We start from the raw sequence: 15,097 nt of genomic DNA, 5'->3' as shown, positions 1-15,097 counted from the left end.
CCCGGTCGAACCCGCACGGTCACCGCCATGACCACCTCCGCTCTCGGCCGGGACTTTCGGCTGCTCTGGTCCGCCACCGTCTCCTCCCGGTTGGGGGACGCGCTGCGTACGCCGGCTCTGGCGTTGCTGGCTGCGACGCTGACCCGCGACCCCCGGGTCATCGCGGCGGTCACCGTGGTCGCTCAGCTACCGCCGCTGCTCTTCGGCCTGCTCGGCGGCGTGTACGCGGACCGCTGGGACCGCCGGCGGACGATGGCCCTGGTGGACGGGGTACGGGCCGTCGTGGTGGCGGCGCTGGCCGTGGCGGTCACCTTCGACCGGGCCGGCATCCTGACGCTGCTGGTGGCCGCGTTCCTCCTCTCCGCGTTGGGCACCCTCTTCGACGCCGCCTCGTTCGCGCTGCTGCCCGCGCTGGTGCCGCCGGCCGCGCTGCCCCGGGCGAACGGCCGGCTCCAGGCGGGTACGGCGGTGGCCGGCGGCTTCCTCGGCGCGCCCGCCGCCGGCGTTCTCTTCGCCGCCGCCCCCGCCCTCCCGTTCACCTTCGACGCCGTCACCTTCGCCGTGGCCGCCCTGCTCGTCCTGGCCCTCACTCCGACACCCGCGCCGCACGCGGCAGCCGGAGGTCGTCGGGGGTCGGTGTGGGGCGAGATCGTCGAGGGGGTGCGGTGGCTACGTGGGCACCGCACACTGTGGCGGGTCACACTGCTCGCCGCCGCGAGCAACCTGGCGATCAGCGGTCTGTTGGCGGTGCTGGTGCTCTACGCGCTGGACGTGTTGCGGGTGCCGCCGGCCGGGTACGGGCTGTTCGCCGCGGGTGTGATCGTCGGCGGCGTGGTCGGGGCGCTCGGCGCGGGTCGGCTCGCCGCCCGGCTCGGCACGGTGCACGCGCTGGGCGCGGTGCTCGCCGTGCAGGCCGTCGCGCTGACCGGCTTCGCGCTGGCCCGGCATCCGGTGCCGGGCGGGATCGCGCTGGCCGTCTTCGCCGCCGGCACCGTGGTGTGGAACAGCCTGTGGGCGTCGTACGGACAGCGGCACGTGCCGAGAGGCCTGCTCGGTCGGGTGGGTGCCGCCCAGCGGATGGTCGGGCTGCTCACCGCACCGGTGGGAGCGGCGCTCGCCGGTCTGGTCGCCTCGGCGTACGGAACCGTGCCGGTGGCGGATGCGGCGGCCGGGACGTTCGCACTGGTCACCCTGGCAGCGTGGCGGACACTGCGGGCCTAGCCCGGTGTTCGTTCCCGGTGGGACAGCCCGGACAGGCGCAGCGCGATCTGGCGCCGGGCCGGCGGTAGGGCACCGAGCAGCCGGAGCAGCACGTCCCGGAACGGCCGGCGGGCCGGGGAGAGGGTGGCCAGCCGGGTCAGCCCGGCGGCGAAGCTCAGCACGTCCTCGGCCATCGGGCGCTGCCGGGCGGTGTAGTCGTCGAGCAGCGTCTCCGGGCCGCCGCCGAGCACGTCGGCCAGAGCGGTGCCGAGCGCCACCGCGTCGCAGATGCCGAGGTTCATGCCCTGCCCGCCGGCGGGGCTGTGCACGTGCCCGGCGTCGCCGGCCAGCAGCACCGGTCCGGCCCGGAAGGTGTCGGCGATCCGGTGGTGCACCCGGAACCGGGATCCCCAGAGCACCTCGGTCACCCGGTCGGGTCGCCGCGCCGGGCCGCGCTCGTCGAGCAGCGCCTGGAGGTACGCCAGGTCCGGCTCGGCCGGGGCCGCCGGCACGGCGGCGACCAGCCGCACCACCCCGTCCGGGAGCGGCGCCCAGATCAGCGGCCCGGACCGGGCGAGGAAGAGCGCCGCTTCGTCGCGGGGCAGGGCGCTGCGCACCCGGACGTCGGCCAGCACGAACGACTCCTCGTCGCTGGGGCCGGTGAAGCCGATGCCGGCCAACTGCCGGACCGTGCTGTGCAGGCCGTCCGCGCCGACCACGAACCGGGCGCGCACCCCGGCCCCGTCGACCTGCGCGAGCACCCCGTCCGCGGTGCGACTCAGATCGGAGAGCCGGCACGGCCGCCGGACCCGGACGCCGAGGTCGGCCAGGCGTTCGGTGAGCACGGCCTCGGTCACCGACTGGGAGACCATTAGCGCGTAGGGGAAGCGGGACGGCAACTGGTGGAACGGGACCGACAGCAGCACCCGGTCCCGGTCACGGACCGTGAAGCGCGGCGCCCGCACCCCCTGGCCGATCAGCGGCGCCGCAGCGCCGATCCGGTCCAGCACCTCCAGGGTGTACGCGTGCACGACGGCCGCGCGGGAGGTCACCGGCGGGCTGCCGAGCTGGTCCACCACGATCACCTCCCCTCCGCGGCGGGCCAGTGTCAGCGCGGTGGCGAGGCCGGTGGGGCCGGCGCCAACCACCAGAACGTCGGTATGCGTGGGCAGCATGGCCACCTCCCGGACGACCGTTGCCAACAGTTGTTGGCAAACACTTGTTGGCAACGCTAGGTCGCCGCTCATTGTGTGTCAACAGGCGTTGGCATACGGTCGTTGACATGACAGCGCCCGCCCACCCGACCCAACCCCGCCGCTCGGACGCCACCCGAGCCGCGATCCTGCGAGCCGCTCGCGAACGGTTCGCGGCGGACGGGTACGAGCGCGCCACGATCCGGGCCATCGCCGCCGACGCCCGGATCGACCCGTCGATGGTGATGCGCTACTACGGCAGCAAGGAGGGGCTCTTCGCGGCGGCAGCCGAGTTCGACCTGCGGCTGCCCGACCTGACCGACCTGCCACCCGGGCGGTTCGGCGATGTGCTGGTACGGCACTTCCTCGCCCGGTGGGACGGCGACGAGACGCTCGTGGCACTGCTCCGCGCCGCCAGCACCAATCCGGGCGCGGCGGAGCGAATGCGCGGCATCTTCGCCGACCAGCTCACCGCGGCCGTGGCGGCGTTCGGGACCGACCCGGCAACCACCGCTCGGCGTGCCGGCCTCGTGGCCAGTCAGATCCTCGGCCTCGCCTTCACCCGCTACATCGTCCGCCTGCCACCCATGGTGGAGCTCGATCCGGAGGAGGTGGTCTCCTGGGTCGCACCAACCCTCCAGCGCTACCTGACCGGGCAGCCGGACAGCTGACCCAACCTTTTCCCCCTCCCCGTGCGTCTGCCAGGTGAGGCCGAACGCGACGGCCGGGAGGTGGGCGGATGGGACCGGCGGCAAGCGACGGACGCGACGGCTACCTCGCCTTCGTGGAGAGCCACCAGCACCGCCTGCTGCGCGCGGCCTACCTGATCTGTGGCAACCGGCACCAGGCCGAGGACCTGCTCCAGGACGCGCTGCTCAAGCTGGCGCTGCGCTGGACAACGGTCCGCGACGGTGATCCCGCCGCGTACGTGCGGGCCATCCTCTACCGGGACACAGTGTCGTGGTGGCGCCGCCGGCGGCGGGAACGGCTCAGCGCCGAGCCGCCGGAGCAGGTGGCCCCCGACCGCGACGGCACGCTACGGCTCACGCTGCATGACGCGCTCGGCCTGCTCCCGCCCCGGCAGCGGGCCGTGCTGGTGCTGCGCTACTACGAGGACCTGACCGAGGTGGCCACCGCCGAGGCGCTCGGAGTGACCGTCGGCACCGTGAAGAGCCAGTGCCACGCCGCCCTGCGCCGGCTCCGCGAGGTGGCCCCGGACCTCGCCCGGGACTCCCGGCCAGCCCAGGACCCGACGGCTCGCGGCGACCTGGCCACCGGCATGGAGGTGAACCCGTGAACGAGCAGGAACTGCGCCGACTGCTGACCGTCAGCGTCGAGGACATCCGGCCCAGCCACCCGGCGGTGGCCGGTTGGGAGCGGGCACGGCGTACCCGACGTACCCGACGGGCGGTCGGCACGGTGGCCCTGGCCGTGGCACTGATCGGCGGCGGCACGGTGGCCGCCCTGCGACCACCCGCCCAGTCACCGCCGGACCTCTCGGTGGCACCGAACCGTTCGGTGGCACCGACCGCCGAGCCCAGCCATGCCCCGCCGGTGGTGCGTGCCCCCGCCGAGCTGACCTTCCCACCCGACCCACTGGCCCGGCTCGGTGACCCGGCGACCGTGCCACTCTCCACGCGACCGGTCCAGCGTGCGTTGGCACTGTTCCAGCCGTTGGATCAGGAGAATCACGCGAACGGCCCCGTCCGGGTGCTCGGCAACGACGGCGTGGTGCGCAGTCTCGACGTGGTGACGTTGGCTCCCACCCGGGACGAGAGCGGCAACGAGGCGTCCGCCGTGAAGCCGGGAGTGCTGTCACCCGACGGTCGGTCGGCCGCGTTCGCCCAGACCAACGAGCTGATCATGGTCGACCTCACCGCGGCTACCGTGCGCCGGATCCCACTCGACGGCTACCTGGAACTGGTGGTCTGGGCGAGCGACCGGGTGCTCGTCGGCGACGACGACCGGACGTACGCCGTGGACCGGGTGACCGGCGCGGCGAGCGAGGTCGACGTGTCGCCCTGGGACCTGGTCGCACCCGATCCGGCGGCCGGCCGCGAGGCGGCGCTCGTCGAGGTGGGCGGCGAACGGGGCGGGCTGATGCTGCGCAGCCGGACCGCCCGCGAGGGCACGGTTCGCTCCGAACAGCCGGTCACCGGCTCGGCGCTGCCGGTGCCGTACCAAATCAACGAGTTCTACGGCCGGGGTTGGTTGCACGGCGAGCGGCTGGCCCGGGCGGCGTGGATCACCAGCGGCGAGATCGACGGGGCCGAGGGAGTGGCCGTGCTGGACGCCCGCACCGGCGCGGTGGCCCACGTGCTCGACCTGGGTCGGGACCGGTGGAAGGGCTGCTGCGAGGTGCTCGGCTGGGACAACGAGGGCGCCGTGCTGCTCCGCCTGCAACCGGCCGGCGTGGCGCGTTGGCACCCGGAGACCGGCGAGATCACCGGCGTGGTCCGCGACCTGCCCGGCGTGGTGGCACTGGCCGGTTGAGCACCGTCCCCGCGAGACGACAACGGCCGCGCGGGGACGGTTGGGTCGCTCAGGCGGCGAGGCCACCCGGCTGGTCGCCCTTGACGACGGGAGCCCGGACGAGGTTGCCCCACTCGGTCCAGGAGCCGTCGTAGTTACGCACCTGCGGATAGCCCAGCAGATGCCGCAGCACGAACCAGGTGTGGCTCGACCGCTCACCGATCCGGCAGTACGCGATCACGTCGTCGTCCGGGCTGAGCCCGAGCTGGTCGGCGTAGATCGCGCGCAGCTCGTCCGAGGACTTGAACGTGCCGTCCTCGTTGGCGGCGGACTTCCACGGCTTGTTCACCGCACCCGGGATGTGCCCGCCACGCAGCGCACCCTCCTGCGGGTAGTCCGGCATGTGCAGCATCTCGCCGGTGTACTCGCCGGGCGACCGGACGTCAACCAGCGGCCGACCAGCGGCGATGTGCGCCATCACCTGCTCGCGGAACGCCCGGAGCGGCGTGTCGTCGCGCAGCGGCACCGGGTAGCCGGCGCGCGGGCGGGACGGTTTGTCGCGGGTCACCTCGCGCCCCTCGGCGATCCACTTCTGCCGCCCGCCGTCCAGCAGCCGCACGTCGGCGTGCCCGAAGAGCGAGAAGACCCAGAGGGCGTACGCGGCCCACCAGTTGAAGTTGTCGCCGTAGAAGACCACCGTGTCGCCTCGGCCGATGCCCTTGGCGGCGCACATCTCGGCGAAGCTCTTCGCGTCGAGATAGTCCCGGGTCACCTGGTCGTTCAGCTCCAGGTGCCAGTCGACCTTGATGGCGCCGGGGATGTGGCCGGACTCGTAGAGCAGGACGTCCTCGTCGGACTCGACCACGACGAGGCCCTCGTCGCCCAGGTGCTCGGCCAGCCAGTCGGTGGTGACCAGCCGCTGCGGGTCCGCGTACGACTGAAGGCGGGGATCAGGATCGTTCGGCACAGACATGATCCCCAAGGTACGCCGCAACCCTGCCCGGCGACCGGCCATCGGGTGCGACGCCGCGCACGGGGCGGGTGGTCAGGCGCGGCGGTGGGCGATCCGACCGGCGACCACGGTCACCAGGCAGGCGCCGTCGGCGTCGAGGACCGCCAGATCGGCGCGCCCGCCCTGCAGCAGGGTCGGCGGCACGGCGGCCGGCAGCACCAGCAGGTCACTCCTGTCGACGGCGGCCCGCAGCGCCGGGTCGGCGAGATGCTCCGCCAGCACCGCCGTCACCCCGCGCCGCAGCAGCGCGTACACCCGCTCGCGTGGGGTCGGCGCGGCCGGCAGCGGCCCGTCGCTCAGCAGCCCCGGCCCCAGCGTGCCGGGCCAGCGGCGGACCCGCACCCCGGCGTACGCCCCGTTCAGCTCGGCCAGCGGGCCGACGGCCTCGATCCGGTCGGCGCCCACCACCACGGCGTGATCCGGCACCGGCTCGCCACCCGGGGTGAGCCGCAGCAGCGGCGCGGTGTGCAGGGTCAGCATGGTCAGTCGGTGACCGGGCTCAGCGAGGGACGCTTCGCGGTGACCGTGTCGCCGGACGAGCGGCCGGTGAGCCGGCGCTTGATCCATGGGGCGAGGTGCCGGCCGGCCCAACGCAGATCGTCTCCCCGGGCGGCCAGCCACGGCTTCGGCAGCGGTCGCTCCGGAACGAGCAGCCACTCCTCGTCGCAGCCGACGCCGAGCGCGTTGAGTACCTGCCCGGCCACCCGTCGGTGCCCGGCCGGGTTCAGGTGCAGCCGGTCGGTGCTCCAGAGCATCGGGTTGAGGAAGGTGTCGTCGGCGTACAGGTCGACCAGGATGGCGCCGTGCCGCTCAGCGGTCTCGCCGACCGCCTGGTTGAGCAGCTCCACCCGGGGGGCGACGAGGCGCTGGCCGGGCAGCCGGGCCATCACGTCGGCGAACCGGAAGAGCAGCACGTCCGCGCCGCCCGAGCGCAACTGCCGCACCACGTCGTCGAAGCGGGCGACCAACGTGTCCGGATCGAAGGTGCGGCGCAGCACGTCGTTGCCACCGGCCGCGAAACTGATCAGGTCGGGCTTCATGGCTACCGCGGCGGGCACCTGCTCCGCGACCACGCCGGGAAAGAGCCGGCCCCGAATGGCCAGGTTGGCGTAGCGGAAATCGGGACCGACGTCGGCGGCCAGCCGGGTCGCCACCAGGTCCGCCCAACCGCGGTAGGTGCCGTCCGGGTACGCGTCGTCCATACCCTCGGTGAAGCTGTCCCCGACCGCGACAAAACTGCGCCAGCGCACCCGCGCTCCCCTCACGCCACCCGTTGCCTGCGGCGACCAGTCTGTCACCGGAGACGCGGCCTTCGGTGCCCCCGGAGGGACGACGTGGCGGAGGTCATCAGTCGCGCTCGGGGCGGCCCGACGTCGTGTCCGGGCCACCCCTCGCCCCGCTCAGCCGAGGGCGTTGATGATCTGCATGTCCCGGAGGCTCGCCGGCTCCGGCTGCTCGGCAACCTTCTTTCCGGCCTCGTCGACGAGGAGCAGGGTGTACCGGTCGCCGCTGCGAACACGCACCACCATGGACCCGTCGGCCTGGAAGAAGACCTGTCGCAGCTCGCGACCGCTGAGCGGCAGCGCTACCGACTTGCCGGTCCGGGTGTCCAGCACGGCGTTCGCCAGCAGGGACCGAGCAGCGTCGCCCGGCTCGGACCCGCGGGCGATCCGGAACAGGGCGATCCGCCGCCCATCGGGGGAGATGCTGGCCAGGTCGTAGCAGCCGTACGCGCTTCCCTTGCCGCCAAGGCCCGGTATGACGCGCCGCGCGGCACCACGCCGGTCGGTCAGGAACACCGTGCCGTCCCCGCCGTCCGCCAGCGCGATGGTGCCGTTGGCGGCCCAGACCGGGTGGCAGCCGAGGAGGCCGTCCACCTTCCGGTAGGCGCCGGACACGACGTCCACCAGCCCGGCCCCTTCTCCGGCGACGCTGGCCGTCAGCTGCCGCGAGTCCGGTGACCAGGCCGTCTGGCACATCGAATCGGTCTGTTCGCGGACCTTCCGCTTCCCCGAGCCGTCGAGCGCGGAGACCCAGAGCGTTCCGTCGCGCTCCACCCACGCCACCCGACGCCCGTCCGGGGAGACCGTCGCGCTCAGCACCGCGGGCTCCCAGGGCAGGGCGAGCAGTCGGGTCGGCGAGTCACCTGGTTCCCACGACCACAGGCGGACAGTGCCCTGGTCGGCGGTCGGCGTCGGCGTAGACGACCTTTCCGAACCGGGCGGTGGGCGTGGCCGGCGACGACGTGGCCGGGGGCACGGGCGGCCGGGAGGGCGTCACGCTCGGCGCCGGGGTGGACGGGACAGGCACGGGACTGGCCGTGGCCGTGGCCGTGGCCGTGGGCGAGTCGGCCGGCACCGGACCGGGTCCGGCGTCGGGCCGCACCGCCAGGGCGGTGCCGGTGGCGGCCCCGAGCAGGACCACGGCGGCGGCCGAGGTGGCGATAGCGCGCTGGAGGCCGAGGCGGCGAGACGTCCGCAGGCTTCGGTCCCGGAGGTCGACCACGGTGACCTCCTCGGCCAGATCGGTCAGGTCGGACCGGAGGCGCTCGTCGTTCATCGGGTGCTTCCTTCCAGGATGTACAGTTCGGCGAGCTCGGGCGCGACGGCACGCAGCCTGGCCAGCGCTTTGGCCGTCTGGCTCTTCACAGTGCCGACGGTCACGCCGAGCAGGTCGGCGGCCTCCGCCTCGGTGCGGTCCTCGAAGAAGCGCAGGACCAACACGGCCCGCTGCTTCGCGGAGAGCTTCAGCAGCGCCGCCCGGAGGGTGACCCGCAGGCTCGTCTGGTGGGCGTGGTCGGGGGCCGAGTCGCCTCCGCGTGGCTCGGGCAGCTCGCCCGGCATCGACTCGGACACCCGTCGGCGGCGCCACCAGGACACCTGGAGGTGGTAAATGATCCTCCGGGTGTACGCCTCGGCGTTGCCGCTGTCGCGCAGCCGGTTCCACGAGCGGTGGGTTCGCGCCAGCGCCGACTGGACCAGGTCCTCGGCCAGGTGCTGGTCGCCGGTGAGTAGGTAGGCCGAGCGCAGCAGCGCCGGCGTTCGGGCACGGACGAACGAGTCGAACTCCGTCAGCAGAGGTCCACACGAGCCGATCCTTCGGGTCATGGTGCGGCGAGGTTGATGCCTTCCCAGACGCGAGCTGAGGCGGCGATGGTTGCCACCACGCTGACTTCGCGGAACATCAGCCGGTCGCTACCGGACCAAATGGATCCATCATCCCGCCGTACCGGTCGTAGGCTGCGCTGATGCTGCTACGCATGTCGACCCTGTTGCTGCGGACCCTGCGCGAGGACCCGGCGGACGCGGAGGTGCCGAGCCATCGGCTCCTGCTGCGCGCCGGCTACATCCGCCGCGCCGCGCCGGGCGGCTACACCTGGCTGCCGCTGGGCAAGCTGGTGCTGGACCGGATCACCGAGGTGGTACGCGGCGAGCTGATCGCGATCGGCGACCAGGAGGTGCACTTCCCGGCGCTGCTGCCGGCGGAGCCGTACCGGACCAGTGGCCGATGGACGGAGTACGGCGACGACATCTTCACCCTCGCCGACCGGCGCGGCGCGGAGCACCTGTTGGCGCCCACCCACGAGGAGATGGCGGCGCTGCTGGTCAAGGACGTGTTCACCTCGTACCGGGACTTCCCGGTGACGCTGTTCCAGGTGCAGACCAAGTTCCGCGACGAGGCGCGGCCCCGCGCGGGTCTGCTGCGCGGCCGGGAGTTCCTGATGAAGGACGCGTACTCCTTCGACCTGGACGAGGCCGGACTGCGGGACGCGTACGCACGGCACCGGGCCGCGTACCGGCGGATCTTCGACCGGCTGGGCCTGGACTACACGGTGGTGCACGCGATGTCCGGGGCGATGGGCGGCTCGGCGTCGGAGGAGTTCCTGGCCGCGACGCCGGTCGGCGAGGACACCTTCGTCGGCTGCACCGCCTGCGACTACGCGGCGAACACCGAGGCGGTCACCACCCGGGCGCCGGCCGCCGGTGACCCGACCGCGCAGCCGGCCGTCGAGGTGCACGACACTCCCGACACCCCGACGATCGCCAGCCTGGTGGCCCTGGCCAACGCCCACCGCTTGGGTGGTCGGGACGGCTGGACCGCCGCCGACACCCTGAAGAACGTCGTGCTGGCCGTGCGTCAGCCCGGCGCGGACCGGGCCGAGCCGCTGGTGGTCGGCGTTCCCGGTGACCGGGAGGTGGACCTGAAGCGGGTCGGCGCCGCGCTGCACCCGGCCCAGGTGGCCGTCTTCGAGGAGTGGGCCGACCACCCGGAGCTGGTTCGCGGGTACATCGGGCCGCAACTGCTCGACAAGCTGGGCATCCGCTACCTCGTCGACCCGCGGGTGGTGCCCGGCTCGGCCTGGCTGACCGGGGCGAACGAGCCGGGCCGGCACGCGACGGACGTGGTCTGCGGGCGGGACTTCACTCCCGACGGCACGATCGAGGCGGCCGAGGTGCGCGCCGGGGACCCCTGCCCCTCCTGCGACCGCGGCGAGCTGACCATCCGGCGGGGCATCGAGATCGGGCACATCTTCCAACTCGGCCGCCGGTTCACCGACGCGTTCGCGGTCGACGTGCTCGGCCCGGCGGGCAAGCCGGTCCGGCCGACCATGGGCTCCTACGGCATCGGGGTGTCGCGCGCGGTGGCGGCGATCGCCGAGCAGCACCACGACGACCGGGGGCTGGCCTGGCCGGCGGCGGTCGCGCCGTGTGACGTACACCTGGTCGTGGCGGGCAAGGGGCCGCAGCTCGACGCGGCGCTGGAGCTCGGCGGGCGGCTCGCGGCGGCCGGCCTGCGGGTGCTGGTCGACGACCGGACGCACGTCTCGGCCGGGGTCAAGTTCACCGACGCCGAGCTGATCGGCATCCCGCGCGCCATCGTGGTCGGCCGCCGGCTGGCCGACGGGTACGTCGAGCTGCGCGAGCGGGCCGGCGACGGGCGCACCGAACTGCCGCTGGACGGTCTGGTGGACCGGTTGGTCGACGAGGTGCGCCGGGAACGTGGGAACGTGGTGTAGCCACCACGTCACGGGGTACCGCAGTTCGATCGGGTGGAAACGTCTTCGGAGGCTCTCATGACCGGTTACCGGGTCAGCGACGTGATGACCAAGCAGGTGGTGTACCTGCCGGCGGAGACCACCCTGGACGAGGCGGCCAGGGTGATGAAGGAGGCGGACATCGGCGACGTGGTGGTCACCGATGGCGCCAGCCTCGCCGGCATGCTCACCGATCGGGACATCGTGGTCCGGGCGGTGGCCGAGAACAGCTCGCCGGCCGCCACGACCATCGGCTCGATCATCACCCGCGAGGTGGTCATGATCGAGCAGCACTGCACGGCGGGCGAGGCGGCTGCGTTGATGCGGGACCGGGGCATCCGGCGGGTGCTGGTCTGCGACACCGACCGCAAGCTGGTCGGCATCGTCTCGCTCGGCGACCTGGCCATGCAGCTCGACCCGACGAGCGCCCTCAGCGAGATCAGCGAGCAGTCACCCACGGTGTAAGGAAGGGCCCTTCCTATCGCCTCAGGTAGAGGAAGGGGCCCCTGTTGACAGCGGTAGCCTCGACGCATGGCTGATATGCCGGCCCGACTGGCCGAGATCGTCGACGAGTTCGCCTCCGCACCGCGCGACCTGGTGCTGGAGATGCTGCTCGAGTACGCCGACGTCATCCCGCCGCTTCCGCTGGAGGCCGCCGAGCGCGAGGGCATGGAGCAGGTGCCGGAGTGCCAGACGGCGTTCTTCCTGCGCGCCCGGGTGACGCCGGACGGGGTCGTCGAGACGCTCTTCGACTGCCCGCCGGAGGCGCCGACCACCCGGGCGTTCGCCGGAATCCTCGCCGAAGGGCTGGCCGGCGCGAGCGCCGAGGAGGTGCTGGCCGTGCCGGACGACCTCTACCAGCGGATGGGCCTGGCGCAGGCCATCAGCCCGCTACGGGTGCGTGGCGGCACCGCGATCCTGGGCCGGCTCAAGCGCCAGGTCCGGGAACAGATCGGCTGACCGGCGAGTTGGCACCGATCATGGAGATCGAGATCTACGCGGACGTCGTGTGCCCGTGGTGTTACATCGGCAAGCGCCGGCTGGAGGAGGCGCTCGCCAGCTACGGCGGCGAGGTGACCGTCCGCTACCGGCCGTTCCAGCTCGATCCGTCGCCGGTGGCCGAGCCCCGGCCACTGGTGGAGGCGATGGGCGCCAAGTTCGGCGGCCCGGAGCGGGCCCGGCAGATGTTCGCCCACGTGACCGAGGTGGCGGCGAGTGACGGGCTCCGGCTGGACTTCGACCGGGCGGTGATCGCGAACACCTTCGACGCGCACCGGCTGGTCTCGTACGCCACCGACCACGGCCGGGCGGCCGACATGGTGGAGGCGCTCTACCAGGCGCACTTCACCCAGGGCGTCGACGTCGGCTCCCGAGAGGCCCTGGCCACGCTGGCCGGCGGCATCGGCCTGGACGCCGCCGACGTGCGCAGGTTCCTCGACTCCGACGAGCGGAGCGCCGACATCACCGCCGAGTTGGCCGCCGCCCGGGAGTTGGGCGTCACCAGCGTGCCGACCTTCGTGCTGGCCGGAAAGTACGCGGTCACCGGTGCCCAGGAGGCCCAGACGCTGCTCGCCGCGCTGGCCGAGGTCGAGCAGCGCGAGTCCGGAGCGCACTCGCACTGAGTCGGGCGCAACCCGCCGCGGCACCCGGCATCGACCGACGTGATGTTTCACGTGCAACGGTATCGATGCCGGTGCCTGGTCAGGCCGGTCGGGCCAGGCCCTCCACCACCTGCGCGCCGGGCAGTGCGCCCAGCGCCGGCCCGGGCAGCGCGATCTTGCTGTGCCGTACGCCCGATCCGATGATCACGTGCGGCGTGGCGATCACCCGTGCGTCCACCAGGATCGGCCACTGCGCCGGCAGTCCGATCGGAGTGATGCCGCCGTACTCCATGCCGGTCAGCTCGACCGCGTCGTCCATCGGAGCGAAGCTCGCCTTACGCACGTCCAGTGCCCGGCGGGCCACGCCGTTCACGTCGGCACGAGTGGTGGCCAGGATGATGCAGGCCGCGTAGCGGACCACACCCTCGCGCTTGCCGGCCACCACCACGCAGTTGGCCGACACGTCCAACCCCACCTCGTACGCCGCGCAGAACGTGGCCGTGTCGGCGAGGTCGGCGTCGATCGGCGCGACCAGCACCTCGTCGACGTCCACCGGCGCGTCGGCGGGCCACTGCGCGATCGCCTCCGCCACCGGCGGGGCGAGCAGGTCCAGGCGGGCACGGACCGGTTCGGTCTTCAGCGTTCCCATCACGGGTGCGATCCTCGCACCCGCCACGCCGAACCGCCCGGCGACTCCCGAACCGCCACGCGACTCCCGAGTCGCCACGCGGGGCACCGCCCGCCCGGGCCGAGCCGACCGGCGACTCAGCTGCCGGCGAGGAAGGCGTTCTCGCGCAGGAAGGTGCGGTCGCGGGAGGCGGCCAACTCCTCGGCGCGTTGGGCCTTGGCGCGGTACAGCTCCACGTCCTCCAACGCGTGCCGGACACCCAGCCGGATCACGCCGTAGAGGAAGACGAAGCCGAAGACGTAGAGGATCACGGTGGTGACGACAGCGAACATGGCGTCACCGTAAGGCGAACGTGAACCGGTGTACGTCTCATCTCCGCCCGGTTCCCCCGTACGTGTCAGCGAGGTGGTCGGCCCAGGTGCGAACGCCCCGGGGCAGCGCCTCGGTGACCAGGCCACCGGCGCGCAGTTCGCGACCGAGCCGGCCGGGGATGCGCACCGGCAGCAGGGGTCGACGCGATCCCCGGGCCTGTCGCCAGTCGCGTACCGCCTCGTCGAAGCGGAGCACCTGCGGCCCGCCGTACTCCTCGATGCCACCCAGCGGGCCGGCGACCAGGCGAGCCGCCAGCCGCGCGGCCACCTCGCCCGGGTCGACCGGCTGGGCGAGCACCGCCCGGTCCCCGATCACCGCCCCCAGCCGCGCGCTGGCGGTCAGCAGGTCGTCCAGGAGCTGCGGAAACTGGGTCGCCCGCAGCACCGACCACGGCACCGGGCCAGCCGCGATCACCTGCTCGGCGGCGAGCTTGTGCCGGTAGTACGGGATCGGCACCCGGTCCACGCCGACGATCGAGACGTACACCAGGTGCTGGATACCTGCGGCGCCAGCGGCGACCACCAGCCGGCGCGTGCCCAGCACGTCCACCTGGTAGGCCCGCCGTCCCTGGGGCGCGGACGCCAGGTGCAGCACCGCGTCCATCCCGGCCACCGCCTCGGTCAGCCCTTCCCCGGTGGCCAGGTCGATCACCACCCACTCGACCGCACCGCCGGTACGCGGCCGTCGGCTGGTGGCCCGGACGCTGACCCCGTCGTCGCGCAGCCGGGCCAGCACCTCGTGGCCGAGGCGACCGCTCGCCCCGGTGACCAGAACCCTCATCCCGTCCTCCCGTCCCGCCGCGAAACCACGGCATCCGCCAGCCCACCGATCCGTCCGACGCGGCCCCGCGCCGCCCGTGTGCCACCTGCTGTTGACGGCACTCCGGAACGACCCGTGACCGGGTGTGCGGCGGGTCACCCCGAGCGGATCAGGTCCAGCACGGTCAACAGCGCGAAGAATGCGATCAACGCTTCACTGACCACCCAGGCGTGCCCCTGCGCCCACTCCCGCATCCGGGCCAGCACCCGTGCCGCACGCTGCCTGAGCAGGAGCAGCGCCAGCAGCGGCAGAGCGAGCAGCGTCACCGTGAGCAGCACGAACGGCAGCAGGTGCCACCACGGCAGGTTGTGCCGGGCCACGCTCGCCCCGACGGCGGCCATGGTCAGGTCATCGGTGGGCGTCACCACGAAGAGCAGCGCGCCCAGTCGCAACGCCCAGGCCGGGTCGGCGTGCCCGATGCTTCCCAGCCACTTCGGCTGCCCGGCCCGGTCCCGACGCAGCCAGACCACCACGGCCAGGCTGATCAGCACGACGAGCACCACCAGATCGATGGCGGGCCCACGATCGATCCGGCCGGCAACGGCGGTGGCATCGTCGGCCAGGCCGCCCACCAGCCGGACGAGCAGCCACGCCACTGTCACCCCGGCGGTGACCACCAGCCCGGCGCCGGCGAGAAAGCCCAGCGAGGCGGCCCGGGGACGATCCGACGAGGCCAGGAAGACCGCCACGACCAACTGGGTCCCGGCGACCATCACCACGGCCAGTGGCAGGACGGTCAGGAAGCTCATCGCCCGCCATCGTCCC

19 protein-coding genes are annotated in these 15,097 nt (G+C 73.2%); 8 read left to right on the top strand and 11 right to left on the bottom strand.

Going from position 1 to position 15,097, the window contains the following annotated elements; translation table 11 throughout:
- Positions 1-27: 27 nt before the first annotated feature.
- A complete protein-coding gene (locus BUS84_RS23505) occupies positions 28-1,221 on the top strand; it encodes an MFS transporter (RefSeq protein ID WP_074315632.1) in 1,194 nt (397 codons plus the stop codon).
- Here BUS84_RS23505 and BUS84_RS23500 read toward each other — a convergent pair.
- Entirely contained in the window at positions 1,218-2,375 is a 1,158-nt protein-coding gene (locus BUS84_RS23500) for an FAD-dependent oxidoreductase (protein WP_074319046.1), read from the bottom strand. The two genes, BUS84_RS23505 and BUS84_RS23500, sit on opposite strands and share 4 nt — an antisense overlap.
- Before the next feature lie 107 nt (positions 2,376-2,482).
- Between BUS84_RS23500 and BUS84_RS23495 the strand changes: the two genes are divergently transcribed.
- The 3 genes from BUS84_RS23495 (at position 2,483) to BUS84_RS23485 (ending at position 4,886) form a co-directional block, all read left to right on the top strand.
- Complete coding sequence (locus tag BUS84_RS23495) at positions 2,483-3,064, top strand: TetR/AcrR family transcriptional regulator (RefSeq protein ID WP_143728492.1); 582 nt, start codon at positions 2,483-2,485, stop codon at positions 3,062-3,064.
- Positions 3,065-3,132: 68 nt separating this feature from the next.
- Positions 3,133-3,690, top strand: coding sequence for a SigE family RNA polymerase sigma factor (locus BUS84_RS23490; RefSeq protein ID WP_074315631.1), 558 nt, complete (start codon positions 3,133-3,135; stop codon positions 3,688-3,690).
- Positions 3,687-4,886, top strand: coding sequence for a hypothetical protein (locus BUS84_RS23485; RefSeq protein WP_074315629.1), 1,200 nt, complete (start codon positions 3,687-3,689; stop codon positions 4,884-4,886). Before BUS84_RS23490 ends, BUS84_RS23485 begins: the two co-directional genes overlap by 4 nt.
- Before the next feature lie 49 nt (positions 4,887-4,935).
- On the opposite strand, the gene BUS84_RS23480 is transcribed toward BUS84_RS23485, so the two are convergent.
- From BUS84_RS23480 to BUS84_RS23455, 6 genes are all read right to left on the bottom strand, one after another.
- The gene (locus BUS84_RS23480) at positions 4,936-5,838 is read right to left on the bottom strand and encodes a sulfurtransferase (RefSeq protein ID WP_074315628.1); all 903 of its coding nucleotides are present in this window, start codon (positions 5,836-5,838) and stop codon (positions 4,936-4,938) included.
- A 72-nt stretch (positions 5,839-5,910) separates the two neighbouring features.
- Positions 5,911-6,357, bottom strand: coding sequence for a hypothetical protein (locus BUS84_RS23475; RefSeq protein WP_074315626.1), 447 nt, complete (start codon positions 6,355-6,357; stop codon positions 5,911-5,913).
- A 2-nt stretch (positions 6,358-6,359) separates the two neighbouring features.
- On the bottom strand, positions 6,360-7,127 hold the full coding sequence (locus BUS84_RS23470; protein ID WP_074315624.1) for an SGNH/GDSL hydrolase family protein: 768 nt from the start codon (positions 7,125-7,127) through the stop codon (positions 6,360-6,362).
- Positions 7,128-7,277: 150 nt separating this feature from the next.
- A complete protein-coding gene (locus BUS84_RS23465) occupies positions 7,278-7,979 on the bottom strand; it encodes a TolB family protein (protein WP_074315622.1) in 702 nt (233 codons plus the stop codon).
- A gap of 40 nt (positions 7,980-8,019) precedes the next feature.
- Entirely contained in the window at positions 8,020-8,436 is a 417-nt protein-coding gene (locus BUS84_RS39080) for a hypothetical protein (RefSeq protein WP_074315620.1), read from the bottom strand.
- Entirely contained in the window at positions 8,433-8,984 is a 552-nt protein-coding gene (locus tag BUS84_RS23455; RefSeq protein WP_074315618.1) for a SigE family RNA polymerase sigma factor, read from the bottom strand. Before BUS84_RS23455 ends, BUS84_RS39080 begins: the two co-directional genes overlap by 4 nt.
- Before the next feature lie 140 nt (positions 8,985-9,124).
- Between BUS84_RS23455 and BUS84_RS23450 the strand changes: the two genes are divergently transcribed.
- The 4 genes from BUS84_RS23450 to BUS84_RS23435 all read left to right on the top strand — a co-directional run bounded on the left by BUS84_RS23450 (position 9,125) and on the right by BUS84_RS23435 (position 12,534).
- Complete coding sequence (locus BUS84_RS23450; RefSeq protein ID WP_074315615.1) at positions 9,125-10,894, top strand: proline--tRNA ligase; 1,770 nt, start codon at positions 9,125-9,127, stop codon at positions 10,892-10,894.
- Between the two features lie 57 nt (positions 10,895-10,951).
- A complete protein-coding gene (locus BUS84_RS23445) occupies positions 10,952-11,377 on the top strand; it encodes a CBS domain-containing protein (RefSeq protein ID WP_074315613.1) in 426 nt (141 codons plus the stop codon).
- Between the two features lie 66 nt (positions 11,378-11,443).
- Entirely contained in the window at positions 11,444-11,872 is a 429-nt protein-coding gene (locus tag BUS84_RS23440; protein WP_074315611.1) for a SufE family protein, read from the top strand.
- 20 nt (positions 11,873-11,892) lie between these two features.
- Positions 11,893-12,534, top strand: coding sequence for a DsbA family oxidoreductase (locus BUS84_RS23435; protein ID WP_074315610.1), 642 nt, complete (start codon positions 11,893-11,895; stop codon positions 12,532-12,534).
- Positions 12,535-12,613: 79 nt separating this feature from the next.
- On the opposite strand, the gene BUS84_RS23430 is transcribed toward BUS84_RS23435, so the two are convergent.
- The 4 genes from BUS84_RS23430 to BUS84_RS23415 form a co-directional block, all read right to left on the bottom strand.
- A complete protein-coding gene (locus BUS84_RS23430; RefSeq protein WP_074315608.1) occupies positions 12,614-13,162 on the bottom strand; it encodes a YbaK/EbsC family protein in 549 nt (182 codons plus the stop codon).
- A 116-nt stretch (positions 13,163-13,278) separates the two neighbouring features.
- Positions 13,279-13,473, bottom strand: coding sequence for a hypothetical protein (locus BUS84_RS23425; protein WP_074315607.1), 195 nt, complete (start codon positions 13,471-13,473; stop codon positions 13,279-13,281).
- A gap of 37 nt (positions 13,474-13,510) precedes the next feature.
- Positions 13,511-14,293: an SDR family oxidoreductase gene (locus BUS84_RS23420; protein ID WP_074315605.1), complete on the bottom strand. Its 783-nt coding sequence runs from the start codon at positions 14,291-14,293 to the stop codon at positions 13,511-13,513.
- Positions 14,294-14,427: 134 nt separating this feature from the next.
- Entirely contained in the window at positions 14,428-15,081 is a 654-nt protein-coding gene (locus BUS84_RS23415; RefSeq protein WP_074315603.1) for a GAP family protein, read from the bottom strand.
- Positions 15,082-15,097: the final 16 nt, after the last annotated feature.

It is taken from the genome of Micromonospora cremea (genome assembly GCF_900143515.1).
In the GTDB taxonomy this organism is placed as follows: Bacteria; Actinomycetota; Actinomycetes; order Mycobacteriales; family Micromonosporaceae; genus Micromonospora; species Micromonospora cremea.
The sequence above is the reverse complement of the archived record's forward strand: the minus strand, read 5'-3'. Positions and strand labels throughout refer to the sequence as shown.

What these genes read in the sequence shown, in the direction of transcription:
- BUS84_RS23505 (WP_074315632.1), top strand. Translation starts at nt 28, where the DNA reads ATGACCACCTCCGCTCTCGGCCGGGACTTTCGGCTGCTCTGGTCCGCC.
- BUS84_RS23500 (WP_074319046.1), bottom strand. Translation starts at nt 2,375, where the DNA reads ATGCTGCCCACGCATACCGACGTTCTGGTGGTTGGCGCCGGCCCCACC.
- BUS84_RS23495 (WP_143728492.1), top strand. Translation starts at nt 2,483, where the DNA reads ATGACAGCGCCCGCCCACCCGACCCAACCCCGCCGCTCGGACGCCACC.
- BUS84_RS23490 (WP_074315631.1), top strand. Translation starts at nt 3,133, where the DNA reads ATGGGACCGGCGGCAAGCGACGGACGCGACGGCTACCTCGCCTTCGTG.
- BUS84_RS23480 (WP_074315628.1), bottom strand. Translation starts at nt 5,838, where the DNA reads ATGTCTGTGCCGAACGATCCTGATCCCCGCCTTCAGTCGTACGCGGAC.
- BUS84_RS23475 (WP_074315626.1), bottom strand. Translation starts at nt 6,357, where the DNA reads ATGCTGACCCTGCACACCGCGCCGCTGCTGCGGCTCACCCCGGGTGGC.
- BUS84_RS39080 (WP_074315620.1), bottom strand. Translation starts at nt 8,436, where the DNA reads ATGAACGACGAGCGCCTCCGGTCCGACCTGACCGATCTGGCCGAGGAG.
- BUS84_RS23455 (WP_074315618.1), bottom strand. Translation starts at nt 8,984, where the DNA reads ATGACCCGAAGGATCGGCTCGTGTGGACCTCTGCTGACGGAGTTCGAC.
- BUS84_RS23450 (WP_074315615.1), top strand. Translation starts at nt 9,125, where the DNA reads ATGCTGCTACGCATGTCGACCCTGTTGCTGCGGACCCTGCGCGAGGAC.
- BUS84_RS23445 (WP_074315613.1), top strand. Translation starts at nt 10,952, where the DNA reads ATGACCGGTTACCGGGTCAGCGACGTGATGACCAAGCAGGTGGTGTAC.
- BUS84_RS23440 (WP_074315611.1), top strand. Translation starts at nt 11,444, where the DNA reads ATGGCTGATATGCCGGCCCGACTGGCCGAGATCGTCGACGAGTTCGCC.
- BUS84_RS23435 (WP_074315610.1), top strand. Translation starts at nt 11,893, where the DNA reads ATGGAGATCGAGATCTACGCGGACGTCGTGTGCCCGTGGTGTTACATC.
- BUS84_RS23430 (WP_074315608.1), bottom strand. Translation starts at nt 13,162, where the DNA reads ATGGGAACGCTGAAGACCGAACCGGTCCGTGCCCGCCTGGACCTGCTC.
- BUS84_RS23425 (WP_074315607.1), bottom strand. Translation starts at nt 13,473, where the DNA reads ATGTTCGCTGTCGTCACCACCGTGATCCTCTACGTCTTCGGCTTCGTC.
- BUS84_RS23420 (WP_074315605.1), bottom strand. Translation starts at nt 14,293, where the DNA reads ATGAGGGTTCTGGTCACCGGGGCGAGCGGTCGCCTCGGCCACGAGGTG.
- BUS84_RS23415 (WP_074315603.1), bottom strand. Translation starts at nt 15,081, where the DNA reads ATGAGCTTCCTGACCGTCCTGCCACTGGCCGTGGTGATGGTCGCCGGG.